Raw genomic sequence first — 15903 nt, 5'->3', positions numbered from 1 at the left:
CTACAAGTTGTGAATATTACTTATATAAGATCTTGAGATAATAGCGCGGCTCAGTTCAGTAGCCGTTATTTCACCTGGTTGTGATTGAAATAAGCAACAAGGTGTTCAGGAAGTTCGGGGATGTGGCGCGGCTCGTTCCCCTCGCGCAACGAACTCGTTGCCTGGATGCCGGCAGCCACCGCGTACCATGCTCCCAAAGGCGATGTGTCGGTCACCGCGTCGTGGGCAACGAATCGGAGGAACTCGTCAACAATCAGCTTGTCGGCATCTCCATGCCCCTTCTCATCACCGATGATGGGGAACTGCTCGTCACCATCAGGGTTATAGATCGTGCGCTTATTCCACAAGCTGATGTGCCCGCCCTCGCCGTCACCGAAGTTTTCCAGACGCCCTTCGGTGCCGATCACCGTGTAGTTTCGCCAGTAATCGGGCGAGAAGTGGCATTGCTCGTATGAGGCCAGGACACCAGATTCCATTCGCATCAGCATCATGGACACGTCTTCGACATCGATAACGGCGTTCAAGCCCTTTTGGGTCATGGGCGGCCAATTGTCGAGGGAATACCAGTCGTGCATGAGCTCGTTGGAATGATCGCCGCGGTCGGTGATCTTGTCGTATACCATCAGGTCGCCCATTGCGACGACGTCTGTCGTGTGAGAGTCGGCCAGCCAGTGCATCACGTCAATGTCGTGTGCGGCTTTCTGCAGCAGCAGCCCCGTGCCGTGCTCACGCGTGGCGTGCCAGTCCTTGAAGTAGAAGTCGCCGCCTGCGCCCACGAAGTGTCGGCACCAGATCGTCTTGACTTCACCGATTCGCCCCGCGCGGATCAGATCACGCATGGTGCGCACGACGTTCATGTGGCGCATATTGTGACCGACGTACAGCTTCGATCCAGTTTCATATGCCGTCTCCAGGATGCGTGTGGCATCGTCAAGGTGGATGGCGAGCGGCTTTTCAACGTACACGTCGATTCCTGCCTTGAGCAGTTGACACGCGATGTCGGCATGGGTGTCATCTGGTGATGTCACAAATGCAACGTCAACGTCGCATTCAATGAGCTCGTCGACTGCTTCGCATACGGCAATCGAGTCCGGGTCCCGCTTGAGCTGTTTCTCGACGCGTTCGCGGCGCTGCGGATGCGGTTCACATGCTGCGACGATCTGCGCCGGAACACTGGCATTTTCGGCTCCCAGAGCCAGAGGGGCGCGGGCCCCGATCCCCACAACGCCGACTCTCAGTGGCGCAGATGAACTGGATGTGTGCTGAGTCGTCAACGTCGTATGCCTCCTGTTGAGTTGAGCTGACAGAATTGAGTGAAGGTGATGGAGCGTGGGCAGCTGCGAGGACCCTTCCCCGAAGAGGTGGCGATCTGCGTCCAGCAGTGCCCATGCGACGGCGCCAATTGAGGCGCAGGCCGTGCCGTAGGGAGATTCTTCGATTCGAAGATCCGGTGCGGATTCAGGGCGCAGACTGGCAAGTTTCCCCTTGATTGCTGCCATGACTTGCGTGGAGTTGGCGGGAAGGCCTGCAATGACGATGGTTCGCGGATCGACCACCACCCCCAGCGGTCCGATTATGCCGGCCAGTCGTTCGCCCCATTGGGCGTAGGCACGTTCGAGGGAGGCTCTGTCCTGCGGTGAATCCTGGGTGCCGACCTGATTGCGGGCAACGGATTCCTCCACGAGGGGCGCGTCCACCACGTCTGTGATTTCACCGGCATTGAATGAACAGCCTCGGTGGAGTTGTCCTTTGAGGATCAGCCCCGTGTGGATGCCCAACTGGCAGTTCACGAACAGCAGGTCATCATCGGCGGCAAGTTTTCCGTCGCTGACGCGAGTCACAAATTCACCCATTGCCGCAGCGTTGATATCATTTTCGATTCGAACCGGGCATCCCAGATCGCGGCGCAGGGCATCACCGAATGGAAAACCAGCCCACGATGGGATCAGGTCTGAACGAACAATCGTGCCCTGGGCATCAATGACACCTGTGGTGGAGACGACGCAGGCGTGAACGGGTCCCCATTGGGGCCGCAGCTTTTCAATGAAGCGGGTGATGAGCGCCTCTACCTCGCGGTAGCGTTCCTGCCCGCTTTGCGCCTTCAGCTGAGCCACGCGCGATTGGATGATGGAGCCGGACATGGAGATCGCGCTGATGGCCATTGTCCGTTGAAGCAGATCCACGCCCACAGCGAATCCTGCGTGGGGCGCCAGAGTGAATACGCGTGCCGGCCTGCCACCGTCAACGACGCTGCTTTGCTCAACGATCATTCCGCGTGCTGCCAGGCCTTCCAGGATCGGCGTCACGGTCGGTCGCGTCACGCTGCAGGCTTGAGCGAGCTGGGAATGGGTGGCGCCGCCTTGACGCAGCACGTTGATTACGTCCAGGGCACGCCGGTCTCCGCGCTCTGAACTACGCCGAGTGCTCATACTGCGTCCTCACTGCCTCATTGCCACGTCTTTCATGGGCATTATTGCGATGGACGTTCGCCCATCTCCCTTATGAAAGCCACTAATAAAAGTGAATATTAGAACGTGGGACCCATCGTGTCAATCCCACGACGCCTCGAGCGTGCACCTGCCCCGGATACGTTTGAACGCTCAGCGATCAGACAGATAATGCACTCAGAGGCCTTTGCAGGCATCCGGGCGACGAGTCCCGCGCAAGTGAGCCGCTGCCACCAGCTGCAAAGAGGAGGACATATGTCTCACGTTCAGCACATCGCCGGCCGGTACGCCGATATTCACAAATGGCAAGAAGACCTGCGTGCTGACCTTCACCGCCATCCCGAAGTGTCGATGGAAGAAGAACGCACCAGTCAGACGATCATTGACGAGGTAACCGCCCTGGGCCTTGATGCCACCCGAGTGGGCCCGACCGGCGTGGTGAGCGTCGTTGCCAACGGTGACGGGCAACCCGTGCTGGCACGCGCACACATGGATGCGCTACCCGCGCGCCCCTGAATCTGAGTACTACGACCAGTTCCCTCTGACCGTCAACGACCGCGACACGCATGATCGCGTCCGAACACCGTTCGACGCGTTCTTTGAGGACGGCGTTGTGGGTGATGGCGATCCGGTGACAGCGTCGGAGGACTTCTCCCGCATTCCCGGCGCCTGGGATGCGTCGTACCTGTACTGGAATGTGACGGGAACCGTGGATCCGAGCACCAGCACGCATGCCCTGCGCTGCCTCAACCGCGCTGTGACACCTCAAGCGTGGGATAGAACGACTCCCATCCGCCGCAGGATCGAGCCTTCTTGCCTGCTTCAACAATGAGCCCATGAAAGTGGGCCAGTTCAGGTGTCGTGAAGTCACCCTCGTCAATGAGGGGCTGAAGAGTGCGACGCGCGGCTTCATAGCTGCGAGGCACGGCCCACCCGGCGGCGCTCAGGAACCGGCGCGCATACAGGTCCCAGATGAATACGGGACGCTCATAGCCGTACAGCACGATGTCGTCGGCGGTTTCAGGGCCGATCCCCTTCACGTCGATGAGGCTCGCGCGCAGTTCGTCGGTCGGCAACCGCGTGTGGGACGCGTCGTCGAGGAACCAGCGTGCTGCACGGATGAGGGTTTCGGACTTGGCGCGCATGAAGCCGCTGGGACGGATCAGGCGCTGCAGGTCGGCAGATGCAGTGGTCGCCAGTTTCTGCGCCTCGAGCAGGCCGGCTTCGCGCAGATTTGCCAGAGAATACTCCACATTGCGCCACGCCACATTCTGCGTCAGGACAGCACCCACCACGATCTCGAAGCGGGTGTCGGCCGGCCACCACTGACCGGCGTCAATGCGCCTGCACAGCGCGTCAAAAAGCGCTCGCGCCGAGGGAGCGGCCGATGTCACTGCTCCTCCGTTGCATGAGAGACAGGTGCGACCAGTGAGCTGATCAGGTCAGCAATGGTGGTGTTGAGCTCGTCCAGCGGGCTGGATCGACGCCATACCAGGTTGATGGAGCGGTAGGGGCGCGGCGGGCAGAACTCGCGAAGAACCAGACCGTCGGGTTGCGCGATCGGAGGGATCGTCGCCAGCCGAGGCAGCAGCGTCACTCCGCTTCCGGCTGCGACCATGTAGCGCAGCGTCTCGAGCGACGTGGCGCGGAAGGCTGACTGGCGGGCACCGACTTTTTCGCAGATGCTGACCGTGCTGCGACGCATGCAGTGTCCTTCTTCAAGCAGAATCACCTCGTGACCGGCCAAATCGCCCAAGTCAACGGGCGTGGTTTGCTCGCCTAGGGCTGACGTGCTCGAGGTTGCCAGCACGAAATCCTCGTCAAAAAGGTGCGCCACGGTCAGGCCCGACTCCGCAGACGTATCCGCCAGAACAGCCGCGTCAATTCTGCCGGATGCAAGCGCGTCCATGAGTGCGAGGGATTTTTCCTCGACGAAATGGGCGGTCAGGTCTGGCAACGCTTTCCCAAGTTCGGGCGCAAAGCGCGGCAAAAGGTAGGGTGCAATCGTCGGGAATACGCCGATGGTGACGGTGGCGGCCAGAGAATTCGATCCGCTGCGACCGACCTGCTCAATGTGGTCCAGGTCAGTGAGGATGCGACGCGCATAGTAGACAACGTCACGGCCAACCGGGGTGATCAGCACCTGCTGCGTTCCGCGTTCAACCAGCTGGGCTCCCAATTCCTCCTCCAGCTTCTTGACCTGCGCTGACAGCGTCGGCTGCGAAACGTGAGCACGCTGAGCAGCACGCGTGAAGTTCCGCTCCTCATCCAACGCGACAAGATACTCCAGGGCCCGAACGTTCCTCACCTTGACGCACTCCTTCCTGATGTGTGATCCGCTGAGCAGGCGGTGGATCCCCATCACCAACATGGCGAGCCCGAATCGCCTGGCTCAGTTCCTGCTCAGCGTGATCACATTTTTCGCTGCCGCCTGGTCGCGACCTAGTCGTGGTGCGGGGCGCGAATCAGGTAGTTGAACGCACTCAGTGCGGCGGTGGCGCCGGAGCCGAATGCCGTCACGATCTGCTTGTATGGTTCATCTGTGCAGTCACCGGCAGCAAAAATCCCGAGCACGTTGGTCTTTCCTTCGCGATCTGTCACAACCTCACGCCGGTCGCTCAGTTCCACCTCTTCGGGAAGCCACTGCGTGTTCGGAACCAGGCCGATCTGGATAAAAATGCCGTCCGTGTCGACCGAGCGCGTCTCGCCGCTTGCACGATCTTCATATGCCAGGGCAGTCACTTTCTGACCGTCACCGATCACTTCAGTGGAGCGTGCTCCGACAATGACATCAACATTGTCGAGGGCGTCCATCGCATCCAGTAGCACTCGGTCAGCTTTGAGCTGATCCAGGAATTCGACTACGGTGACGTGGCGCGCGACGCCGGCCAGGTCGATAGCCGCTTCGATACCGGAGTTTCCGCCGCCGATCACAACGACGTCCTTGTTCTTGAACAGTGGACCATCGCAGTGCGGGCAGAAGGACACGCCCTTATTGCGGTATTCCTCTTCGCCGGGTACACCCAGAGTTCGCCACGTCGCACCGCTGGCCACGATGACGCTCCTGGCGCGCAGGTGCCCGCCTGAACGTGTCACCACGGTATGCAGCGGATAGTCTCGCGAGTTGTCGTCAGCACTGACCGCAGCGATTTCAAGGCGATCCGCCCACTGCGGCACGTACACATCGATGTCGTACTGGTTGATGTGTTCAGTCAGATCGGCAGCCAGCTGAGAACCTGTTGTGTGCACCTGAGAGATGGCGTTTTCAATACTCTCGGTTTCCACCACCTGGCCACCGCGGTGATCCATCACCATTGCGGTGCGGATACCCTTGCGAGCGGTGTAGATGGCAGCTGACGAGGCGGCCGGCCCTCCGCCGACAATCACCACGTCGTAGGGTTCTTCCTGATTCATCTGGTCAACCGCGGCCTGGGCGCCGCCCTCGTCCAGCATGGAAACGAAGTCGTCGAGTGTCGTGCGACCGGAGGAAAACATCTCGTCGCCCTCGAATGTGACGGGCACACTCATGATTCCGTGGTTTTCGACCTCGCTTTGGAAAGCGCCGCCTTCAACTGCGGTGTGGCGAATCGAGGGATTGATGATGGAGATCGTGTTCAGTGCCTGCACGACTTCCGGGCAGTTTTGGCACGTGAGCGACATGTAGGTCACGAACTCGCGCGGGCCTTTGATGCGCTGAATGGCCTGGCGTTGCTCGTCGGAGATCTTGGCGGGGTGACCGCCGACCTGCAGAAGCGCCAGGACAAGTGAGGAGAATTCGTGACCCAGTGGCAGTCCCGCGAACCTCACCTCGACATCCGTACCGATGCGGCGAACGGCGAAGGATGGTGTGCGAGGGTTTGCCTCGTCGGTGAGGGTAATGTTCTCACTCTTGGCAGCTATTTCCTCCAGCAGCTCCCGTACCTGCGCCGACAGATCGGAGTTATCCAGGCTTGCAGCGAGTTCAATCGGCGCTACTACTTTGGTCAGCAGCTGCGACAGTTGGGCGGAAAGCTGGTCATTCAAAACTGGCATGGCGTTACGTGCCTTTCACAAAATTGCGGACGCGGGAGGGCAGGTGTCGCCCTCGTGATGCGCCAATCCCGCACCGACGCGTTCTCACGTGCGGCGAGAACTTACGTGTGCGGGATGGCGTGACGTTCAGTGATGCGGGTCAGATCTTGCCGACGAGGTCCAGGGACGGAGCCAGCGTCTCTTCGCCTTCTTCCCACTTCGCGGGGCACACTTCGCCCGGATGCGCGGCGACATACTGAGCTGCCTTGACCTTGCGGATCAGTTCGGCTGCGTTGCGGCCGATTCCCTCCGAGGAGACCTCGAAGAACTGGATAACGCCGTCTGGATCGATGAGGAAGGTGGCGCGGTCAGCCAGGCCGACGCCTTCGCGCATGTTCTCGAAGTTGTTGGTCAGTTCACCTGACGGATCACCGATCATGTAGTACTTGATCTTGGCGATTGTGTCGGATGCTTCGTGCCATGCCTTGTGCGTGAAGTGCGTGTCGGTGGACACGGAATAGACCTCAACGCCCAGTTTCTGCAGCTCGTCGTAGTAGTCCGCCAGGTCGCCCAGCTCGGTCGGACACACGAAGGAAAAGTCAGCTGGGTAGAAGAAGAAAATGGCCCATTTGCCGAGGACATCCTGTTCGGTCAGTTCAACGAATTCGCCCTCTTTGAACGCTGTGGCCTTGAAGGGGCGGATCTGGGTGTTCATCAAGTTCATGGTTCTCCTATCCGAGTTTCGCCAACCGCTCACGCACATGACGAGCATGTCGAACGGTTTCTCACAACACTCTCAGTATAGACCAAACCAATGCAACTTACCACTTCAATAGATTTCCTCTATCACATGGTGTACGACCGCTAGTGCGGGAGGTCTGATTAGCTGCAATGCAGCGACGGGATAGCGTAACGCTGTACAGGAATGGCGCGATGCACCGCCAGGATGGATACGTCCGTATAAGACAAGCAGGCGTCTGCGCACATTCCCCTAGATCTTCGGGATCTTCGTGCACATACCCCTAGATCTTCCGCCAATTGTGCACATACCCCTAGTTCTAAAGCCCACCACGCCTCTCGAAATTTCCATCATGCGTCCTGACCAGCGAAAACAGAAAACAGTACGCAGACGGGAGGCTTAGATCTAGGGCTTCGTGCAAAAAGAAGCGTAGATCTAGGGGATTGTGCAGCTGGAAAGTTTAGATCCAGGGGGTTGTGCACGCTGAGCGTGATTTTCAGACCCGCAAACTCACCAGGCTTTGCCGGGTCGGCGACTCTGCCGGGCACACTGCACTGCCGAATCGGCAACTCCATCGGACGCGACGCGCTACCAGGACGACATCAACATGAGCGATGCAGCGCCGAAGCAGCACCGTTATTGGGCGCGACGAGACTCCAGAACCGCGTCCAGATCGAACGCGACATCCGCCTGAGCGGCGACCTCTTCAGTCGAACGCATCTGCTGACCGGAAGATGAGCTCGCGTGGATAGGACGCCCTCGGACATCGGAAGGAACCTGAGGGATGCCTCGCAAATCAGTATCGGCGTGCACCACTCGGCCAGTAATCTCCTGGCGTGATGCGTAGGTCGGTGCAGGGATGCGCTGGACGGACCATGCGCGCTGCGTCTGGGCGACATCGCGGGTCGCCTGGTCGAGTCGTGCGTCCTCGTCATCAACACTGTGAGACGCCTGCGCCTCGTCGTCGACACGTTGGATTTCGGTCGACGCGTCGGCTCCAAGGGCTTCATCCGGCCCCTCGTCGGTTGCCGTTTCAGACGCAGGAGCATGCTCCACAGTCTCGGAGGCGACGGGCGAAGGCGAGGAATTGCGGCGTGCCGAGGTGCCACGCGTCAGCTCCATAATCCGCTTTTCTTCGGCTTCACCAACGCGCTGGGAACGAATGGCGCTCCAGCGTGACACGCCAAGGCCAGCAGCAAGTGCCGCCGCGGGAATCAAAACCCATGCCCATGACATCGTGGTCAGCGCTGCAATCAGCATCATCAGCACAGTGATTGCTGCACACACCCCACTGAGGATCATTCGGCGCTGACCTGCTGCCTTCTCACTGGCAATACGTGCCGCGCGGCGTGCACGCAGGCGCGACAGTTCGCGGGTGCGCACATAGTCTCGTTGCGCGTGGGTCGTCCCGTCGGGTCGACGTGCGGATCGCGATTCGTCAGCCATGGTGTCTCCTCGATGACCACGAAGGTGAGCAGGTTGTTGGGTGGCCGGCAGCGCCGGGCGCGCGTGGTAGTCATCCGCTCCAGCAGCATCATCGGATTGCAGCGCCTGATGCGCCAACAACGGTGTCGAGCCGCAGTGCGAATTGGCGGTGGATGAAGTATCGCCACTGTGATGGCGCAGTGCCGATTCCTCATCAATCAGACGCATCCTGGGCGAGAATCGGTCAGCCTCGCGGGACTGAGTGATCGCCGTGCGTCGGTCAACAAGGTGCGGCACAATCACGACGATCGTGATCGCGATTGCCATCACAACAATGATTCCACCGTACTCCACGTATTAACGCTACGGCACGGGCTGCCAAAAACAGGTTCTGACGCGCGCGCCGGCGCCAAATGAGAGGCGAATCAGGTCAGCGTCAGCGGCATTTTCCACACGGATTGGACGATGCCGCCCTCGGGCCAGGATTCCGTATCCAAAGCGAAGCTGACGTGATCAGCCCACCTGCCCGCAATGCACATGTAACGCTTCTTGTAGCCCTCTTCACGCAACCCGATTTTTCGGCACAATCCCAAAGATCGATCATTTTCCGGCCGGACGTTGACCTCCACCCGGTGCAAGCCCAGCTCACCGATCATCAGGTCGATGACGCCAGCCACGCACAGCGCACCCAGCCCCACCCCAGCGGCTTTCCTGACCATCCAATAGCCGAGGACGCCCTGACACATCGCCCCCCACTGAACATTGGAGACGGTGATCAAACCCAGCGGTTGACGGTCGCATTCGACCATCATGACAAGGCTCGTTCCGCGCTTTTGCTGCCTGTCGACCTGGCGCTGATAGGTCCAGATGTCGGGGAGTTCCTCTGTCGATCCGACCGGCAGCGTCGCCTCCCAGGGTTTGAGCCACGCAGAATTCTCGGCACGCGCTTTCTCGATGCGAAGATGATCGCTACCGTAGGCCGGACGGATCACAACACTGTCCCCGAGCTTCACGGCGCTATCACGCCCCGTTCGCGCAGCGCTCCCCGTCGCCCCGATTCTCGAGGCACTGCCATGCGGCCTGATCAGAGCGCGACCCACAGGATCGTCGATGCGAATCGTCAGCTCATCGGGGTGGCGTCCCCAGATCCGCGGCCTGCCGAACAGCATTAATCAAGCACCATGCACTGCAGGGCGTCACCGGCACGCACATTCGTGACCTCTTCGGGCACGACCGCCAGTGCGTTCGATTCAGCCAGTGCGGACAGCAATAGCGCTGCAGGTGATCCCATGATTTTGGCCTGGTATCCGGTTCGAGGCGACCCCGTCAGGCGCACGCGGACAAATTCGCGTCGCCCTCGTGGTGAATACCATGAGCGATCCACGCGAGCCTGCACGCTCGGCCTGCTCAGTGTCGTCCATCCCTGCATCTGTCGAAGGGCAGGACGCACATATACTTCGAAACACACCTGCGCGGATACAGGGTCACCGGGCAGGCAGAAGATCGGAGTCGCGTCATCTTCGTCACCGACGGTTCCAACTCCGAGGATATGCCCGGGCCATGCGGCCACATTGTCAAAGCGCACCGTGCCCAGCGCGCCGAGCACTTCGCGCACCGTATCGCCTGAGCCATACGAGATGCCGCCGGTCGTGATGATGAGGTCAGCGCGAACCAGCTGGTCCTGGATCGTTTCGCGCAGTGCCTGACGGCCATCAGGAACGGCTGCCACGCGGAAGGTTTGAGCACCCGCATCCGCCACAGCGGTGGAAAGGGCATGCCCGTTGGCATCGAACACCGTGCCGGGTCGTGCCTGTTCACCCGGCTCCACAAGCTCGTCACCAATCGACAGGATCACCACTCGTGGGCGTGGATGCACTGTCACTCGTGAGCGCCCCACGCCGGCCAGAAGCGCTACCTGGCGTGCACCTACACGCGTGCCGTGACGCAGAACCACGTCCCCCTCGACCACGTCTTCGGCGCGACGCCGGATGTTCTCACCGCGCGCCGGCTGGGTGCGCACGGTCACTTTAGCCATACCGCGATCCGTAAAATCCAGTGCGATCACCGCATCTGCACCTGTGGGCACCGGCGCTCCCGATGCAATGCGGATGGCAGTTCCCGGCACCAGCGCGGCCGGGTCAACATCTCCAGCCTTGACTTCCTCGGTGACCGGCAGGGTCACCATACTGTCCGGGCGCGCCCCTTCGAGGTCAGACGATCGCACGGCGTACCCGTCGCATCCGGCCAGATCCGCTACGGGAAGGTCGAAGCGGGCCTGCACGTCTTCAGCCAGCACGCACGACACGGCATCAGCGAGCTGGACATCCAGCGGCGGCTGCTGGCCAACAGTTGACAGGCAGTCTTGGTAAAACTCTGCGACCGAACGCATTCAAGTTGTCCCTTTCAGTGATGCTTGGGTGACGTGCTGTCAGACTTGTCGAGGGCGTCCCCCGGCTGTGTTGCCATGAGCTCTTCCAGGAACGAGCGTACTCCGGGTCCCAGTTCCGGGTCCTCCAGCGCCAGTTCAATGGAGGCGGTGAGGTAGCCGAGTTTGTCTCCGGTGTCGAAGCGGCGGTCATCCAGAACCAGGCCAACTACGCCACCTCCTTCTTCGGCTGGCACGTCGATGAGTCGGGCATATGCGTCGGTGAGCTGGTATTCACCACCGTGACCGGGTTCGATATTTTCCAGTTCCGTGAAGATACGCGGATTGAAGACGTAGCGGCCCACCACGGCGTATTCGCTGAGCACCTCATCGACCGGGGGCTTTTCGACAACCTTGTTGAGGCGGAACAATGTGCCTTCCTCAATGTCGATGGGCAGGCCTTCCGGAATCGGCATCGGGGTGACGTCAACAGAAGCATAAGCGGTTGCCTGTTCGGGTGTGACACGCATGAGTGCGACAACCGATCCGCCGATCGCCGTGCGGATCGCGAGCATTTTCTCCAGCAGGCGGGACTTTGGGTGCATCAAATCGTCCGGCAGCATGACGGCAAAAGGATTGTTACCAACGTGGAAGCGTGACTGAAGGACGGCATGTCCCAGCCCCAGCGGATGTCCCTGGCGCACAGAGTGCATGCGCGCGAGGTGCTCATATTCGCGCACGATCTTGAGCAGTGATTCCTTGTGAGAGGCCTCCAGTGCCGCCTCCAGGCCGGGATCTGCGTCGAAGTATTCCTCGATGGCATCTTTGCCGGTGCGAGTGATGATCAGCATGTCTTCAATGCCGGCTCGAGTGGCTTCGCGCGCAATATATTCAATGGATGGTCGGTCAACGACCGGCAGCATTTCTTTGGGCACAGACTTCGTTGCCGGCAAGAATCTCGTTCCGCGTCCAGCTGCTGGGATCACGGCGTGACGCACGCGCGCGTGACGAGTGGGCTCAGTTTCGCTCATGTCTGCCACAGTATCCTAAGTAGGAGATGTTCAGTGCTCAGGAGGGGCCATGTTGCACGAAAAAGCTCCACTTCGCGCCAGAATTCGCGCCCAGCGGCGTGACAGGCGCGCCCGGTGGGATGCACTCCCTGCCCGCGAAGCCGATGAGTTGCGCCGGCGGGAGCAACGCGGACTGGTCCGCTCGTGGCTGCAGGCCTGTCACGCGCTCGGAGTGGGGTGTCCTCACCTCCCGGCACTGTTTGTTCCAACCACCACCGAGCCGGATGTCTCAGCCATCGTCACTGAATCGGGTCACTGCTTCCTGCCTGTTGTCGTTAACCGGCAGGGGCGTGCACTGGACGAACCTGCGTGGGGCTGTATTGATTTTCCTGATGCCAGCACATCTGCCTGGTCATCATTGACGACTGACCGTCTGGCAGCAGTCCTCGACCAGCCTTCTGCACGCTGGCCTGCCCAGCCTCATCTCTCCGATGCGCCCTATGCCGAACTTCCTGACAGCGTCGACATTGTATTGCTTGCGGGCCTGGCCGCCGACCTTTCGGGCACGCGCCTGGGCCAGGGCGGCGGGTGGTATGACCGGGCCTTAAGTAGGTGGAACACGGATCACGCTGAGAGATCGCCGCAGGAAAGCGCACTGCCTGTGAGGCGCCGCGCTCCACTGGTCATCGCACTGTTCGATGAAGAGGTGTGGGATACAGGCACCTTGCCTGTCGATCCTCACGATGTCGCCGTAGACGCGATTGTGACACCCACACGCATGGTGATGCTGACTCGCTGACGTCCGCGACACAGCCCCACCTGTCAGTTCACATACCTGATGACGACGCAGAGCAGGCATCAAAAGTGGCACAATCAGCCTATGAGCTTCCACCCACTCAGCAGTGAGCCGGCGCCTGCCTCGTCCCCCCTGCCCAAGCGCGCCGATATCCGGCCTCGCGACGTGGAAGCTTGCTACGCGCACCTGGTTGACGTGCTCGACGGTGAGGTTGATCGTACGACAGGCGCCCGCGCGCGCTATTCCACAGACGCCGGCAACTATCGCGTTCCGCCGCAGTTCGTTGTCTTCCCTCGTTCAACCGAGGACGTCCTGGCGGTGTGCGAGGCGTCGCGACGCTTCTCCATTCCGTTGACCAACCGTGGGGGTGGCACGTCATGTGCTGGCAATGCGTGTGGACCGGGCATCGTCATTGACTTTTCGCGCCACCTGAACCGAGTGCTGTCGATCGATCCGCAGGCGCGCACGGCCGTGGTGGAGCCGGGCTGCGTGGAATCCACCCTGCAGGAAGCTGCCCGCAAGTACGGACTGCGTTTCGGTCCGGATCCGTCCAGCCAGAACCGGGCAACGATCGGCGGCATGGTGGGCAACAATGCGTGCGGGCCTCACGCAACCGCCTGGGGACGCACGTCAGACAACATCGTCTCCCTCGACGTCATCGATGGACGAGGCAGACGCTTCACCGCTTCCACCAGCCACTCTGACCTCTCACAGGTGCCTGGACTGGACACGCTGATTGATTCCAATCTGGCGCTCATCCGCACGGAACTGGGGCGTTTCGGCAGGCAGGTGTCGGGTTATTCGCTTGAGCATCTGACCCCTGAGAAGCATCGCAATCTGGCGGCGATGCTGGTGGGCACCGAGGGGACGCTGACCACAATCGTGTCGATCACCGTCAAGTTGGTGGAGATTCCGCGAGCGCCCGTGCTGGTGGCGTTAGGGTATCCGGACATGATTGCTGCAGCTGACGATGTACCCACAATTGTGCGCTGTGAGCCGCTGGCTGTCGAAGGGATGGATTCGCGCCTGGTGGACGTGGTACGAGCTCACCGCGGACCCGGAGCCGTGCCGGCGCTTCCCAAGGGTGACGGGTGGCTGATGTGCGAGGTGTCGGCCGGAAACGAAGAGGAATCGCTGGCACAGGCTCGCAGACTTGCGGCCGCATCTCATGCGGTCGATGCGGCGATCTATCCTCCGGGGGATGATGCCACGCGACTGTGGCGCATCCGCGCTGATGGTGCGGGATTGGGTGGGCGCACTCCCCCATCTGAGACGTCAGCGACCGGTGAACAGGCATGGCCCGGTTTTGAAGATGCTGCGGTGCCACCGGACCGCCTCGGAGCCTACTTGCGTGATTTCACGGCACTGATGGATGAGTATGACATTGACGGGCTGCTGTACGGGCATTTCGGAGATGGCTGCGTGCATGTGCGTCTGAACATGCCACTCGAGACCGGGGCTGGGGTGGCGCATTCGAGGCGTTTCCTGGAGGAGGCGGCTCAGGTGTGCGCCAGGCATGGCGGCTCAGTTTCCGGTGAACATGGGGATGGGCGTGCACGCACGGAACTGCTGCGCTTCATGTACTCCCCGGAACTGATTGACCTGTTCAACAACGTCAAGGCCCTGTTCGACCCCGATGACCTGCTCAATCCCGGTGTTTTGGCCTCACCGACCAACCAGATCGACAAGCTCGATGATTTCCTGCGGCGCCCTCGTGCACGCTCGTTGCCAGCGGCGGGAGGCTTCGCCTTCGGGGAAGACCACGGTGATTTCACTCAGGCGGTTCATCGCTGCACAGGTGTGGGCAAGTGTCGCGCGACGATTGACGGCACGTTTATGTGCCCGTCGTGGAAGGCGTCGCATCTGGAAAAGGACGTGACCCGAGGGCGGGCGCGCACACTCCAGGACGCTGCCAATGGGCAACTGGTCCAGTCAATCACCTCACCGGAGGTGCTCGAAGCGCTCGACCTGTGTCTGTCATGTAAGGCCTGTTCGTCGGATTGCCCGGCAGGTGTGGACATGGCCAGGTACCGCTCTGAGGTGCTCTTCCGTAAGTACCGTGGGCACCTGCGTCCGCTGTCCCACTATGCGCTGGGCCGCCTGCCCCTGTGGACGGGCCTGAGCGCCCGCATTCCGGGTGCATCCGCCCTGGCCAACGCAGTGATGGGAGTAGATGCGATTCGCCGGGCTGCATTCGCACTGCTGGGCATGGATGCACGCAGACCGATGCCCGCCCTTCAGTCCGGAACTTTCCAGCGATGGGCCAGGCGGCGGCACCTGGTTGCAGATGCGCCTCCGTCAGCAGTGCCGCCGAGTGCCGAGCGGCTTGCTGAGACAGCATCGCCTGCTTCCTCGTCCGCTTCTGAAGCCCGACGCTTCGCAGTGGTGTGGGCCGATTCGTTTTCACAGACGCTTGACGACCGGGGCGCGCGTGCAACGGTTGCGGTGTTGCGTCAGAACGGTTTCGAGGTGATTATTCCTCCCCATGCGTGCTGCGGCCTGACGTGGATCACGACGGGGCAGCTGACTGGGGCGAAGAAGAAACTGACGGCTTTGCTGGACGTTCTGGCACCGTTCGCTGTAGCCGGCATTCCAATCGTTGGTGTGGAACCGTCATGTACGGCAGTCCTGCGTGATGATCTGCTGGATCTGCTGCCAGATGACCGGCGCTCAGTGCCGGTGTCGCGCGCTGTGCATACTCTGGCTGAAGTGCTGGCCACTGTTCCGAAGGAGGAGCGTGTTCTGCCTGATTTACATGGCACGACAATTGTGGCGCAGCCGCACTGCCACCATCATTCGGTGATGACGTGGAGCGCAGATCGGGCGCTGCTGGATTCACTGGGTGCCACCGTTGTCCAGCTAGATGGCTGTTGCGGTCTGGCCGGTAATTTCGGCATGGAAAAGGGGCACTACGATATGTCGGTCGAGGTGGCGCGCACCTCACTGCTCCCTGCCCTCAATGCGTATCCAGATGCCGTGTATCTGGCGGATGGTTTCTCGTGCCGCACTCAGGCCCAGCAGCTCGCTGACCGAGGCGGCATGCATCTGGCAAGCTTGCTGGCATCGCAGATCTAAAACCGCCTTGCGCCTCGCCACTCAGCGTCACGTTA

Annotated in this window: 12 protein-coding genes; 3 read left to right on the top strand and 9 right to left on the bottom strand. The window is 60.9% G+C overall.

Annotated features, from left to right (window positions below; all coding sequences use genetic code 11):
- Window positions 1–65 precede the first annotated feature (65 nt).
- On the bottom strand, window positions 66–2429 hold the full coding sequence (locus BN3002_RS11445) for an ROK family protein (RefSeq protein WP_058237803.1): 2364 nt from the start codon (window positions 2427–2429) through the stop codon (window positions 66–68).
- Between the two features lie 273 nt (window positions 2430–2702).
- On the opposite strand from BN3002_RS11445, the gene BN3002_RS10580 reads away from it, so the two are divergent.
- Window positions 2703–2963 carry a hypothetical protein gene (locus BN3002_RS10580; RefSeq protein WP_058237802.1) on the top strand — a complete coding sequence of 87 codons (261 nt, stop codon included), beginning with the start codon at window positions 2703–2705 and terminating at the stop codon, window positions 2961–2963.
- A gap of 230 nt (window positions 2964–3193) precedes the next feature.
- Here BN3002_RS10580 and BN3002_RS10575 read toward each other — a convergent pair whose 3' ends face one another.
- From BN3002_RS10575 to BN3002_RS10540, 8 genes are all read right to left on the bottom strand, one after another.
- A complete protein-coding gene (locus BN3002_RS10575) occupies window positions 3194–3841 on the bottom strand; it encodes an endonuclease III domain-containing protein (RefSeq protein ID WP_058237801.1) in 648 nt (215 codons plus the stop codon).
- Complete coding sequence (locus BN3002_RS10570) at window positions 3838–4755, bottom strand: LysR substrate-binding domain-containing protein (protein WP_257525660.1); 918 nt, start codon at window positions 4753–4755, stop codon at window positions 3838–3840. The genes BN3002_RS10575 and BN3002_RS10570 overlap by 4 nt, the downstream gene beginning before the upstream one ends.
- Window positions 4756–4889: 134 nt before the next feature.
- Window positions 4890–6479: an alkyl hydroperoxide reductase subunit F gene (ahpF, locus tag BN3002_RS10565; RefSeq protein WP_058237800.1), complete on the bottom strand. Its 1590-nt coding sequence runs from the start codon at window positions 6477–6479 to the stop codon at window positions 4890–4892.
- Between the two features lie 139 nt (window positions 6480–6618).
- Complete coding sequence (gene ahpC, locus BN3002_RS10560; RefSeq protein ID WP_058237799.1) at window positions 6619–7182, bottom strand: alkyl hydroperoxide reductase subunit C; 564 nt, start codon at window positions 7180–7182, stop codon at window positions 6619–6621.
- 651 nt (window positions 7183–7833) lie between these two features.
- Window positions 7834–8949 carry a hypothetical protein gene (locus tag BN3002_RS10555; protein ID WP_058237798.1) on the bottom strand — a complete coding sequence of 372 codons (1116 nt, stop codon included), beginning with the start codon at window positions 8947–8949 and terminating at the stop codon, window positions 7834–7836.
- A 98-nt stretch (window positions 8950–9047) separates the two neighbouring features.
- On the bottom strand, window positions 9048–9791 hold the full coding sequence (locus BN3002_RS10550; protein WP_058237797.1) for a GNAT family N-acetyltransferase: 744 nt from the start codon (window positions 9789–9791) through the stop codon (window positions 9048–9050).
- Complete coding sequence (locus BN3002_RS10545; protein ID WP_058237796.1) at window positions 9791–11011, bottom strand: molybdopterin molybdotransferase MoeA; 1221 nt, start codon at window positions 11009–11011, stop codon at window positions 9791–9793. The genes BN3002_RS10550 and BN3002_RS10545 overlap by 1 nt, the downstream gene beginning before the upstream one ends.
- Window positions 11012–11025: 14 nt before the next feature.
- Window positions 11026–12018 carry a UTP--glucose-1-phosphate uridylyltransferase gene (locus BN3002_RS10540; protein ID WP_058237795.1) on the bottom strand — a complete coding sequence of 331 codons (993 nt, stop codon included), beginning with the start codon at window positions 12016–12018 and terminating at the stop codon, window positions 11026–11028.
- A gap of 49 nt (window positions 12019–12067) precedes the next feature.
- Between BN3002_RS10540 and BN3002_RS10535 the strand changes: the two genes are divergently transcribed.
- Entirely contained in the window at window positions 12068–12796 is a 729-nt protein-coding gene (locus BN3002_RS10535; RefSeq protein ID WP_058237794.1) for a 5-formyltetrahydrofolate cyclo-ligase, read from the top strand.
- An 81-nt stretch (window positions 12797–12877) separates the two neighbouring features.
- Window positions 12878–15868: an FAD-binding and (Fe-S)-binding domain-containing protein gene (locus BN3002_RS10530; protein WP_082628663.1), complete on the top strand. Its 2991-nt coding sequence runs from the start codon at window positions 12878–12880 to the stop codon at window positions 15866–15868.
- Window positions 15869–15903: the final 35 nt, after the last annotated feature.

Source organism: Actinomyces ihuae (assembly GCF_001457875.1).
Taxonomy (GTDB): domain Bacteria; phylum Actinomycetota; class Actinomycetes; order Actinomycetales; family Actinomycetaceae; genus Pauljensenia; species Pauljensenia radingae_A.
This window is presented reverse-complemented; position numbering and strand designations above follow the sequence as displayed.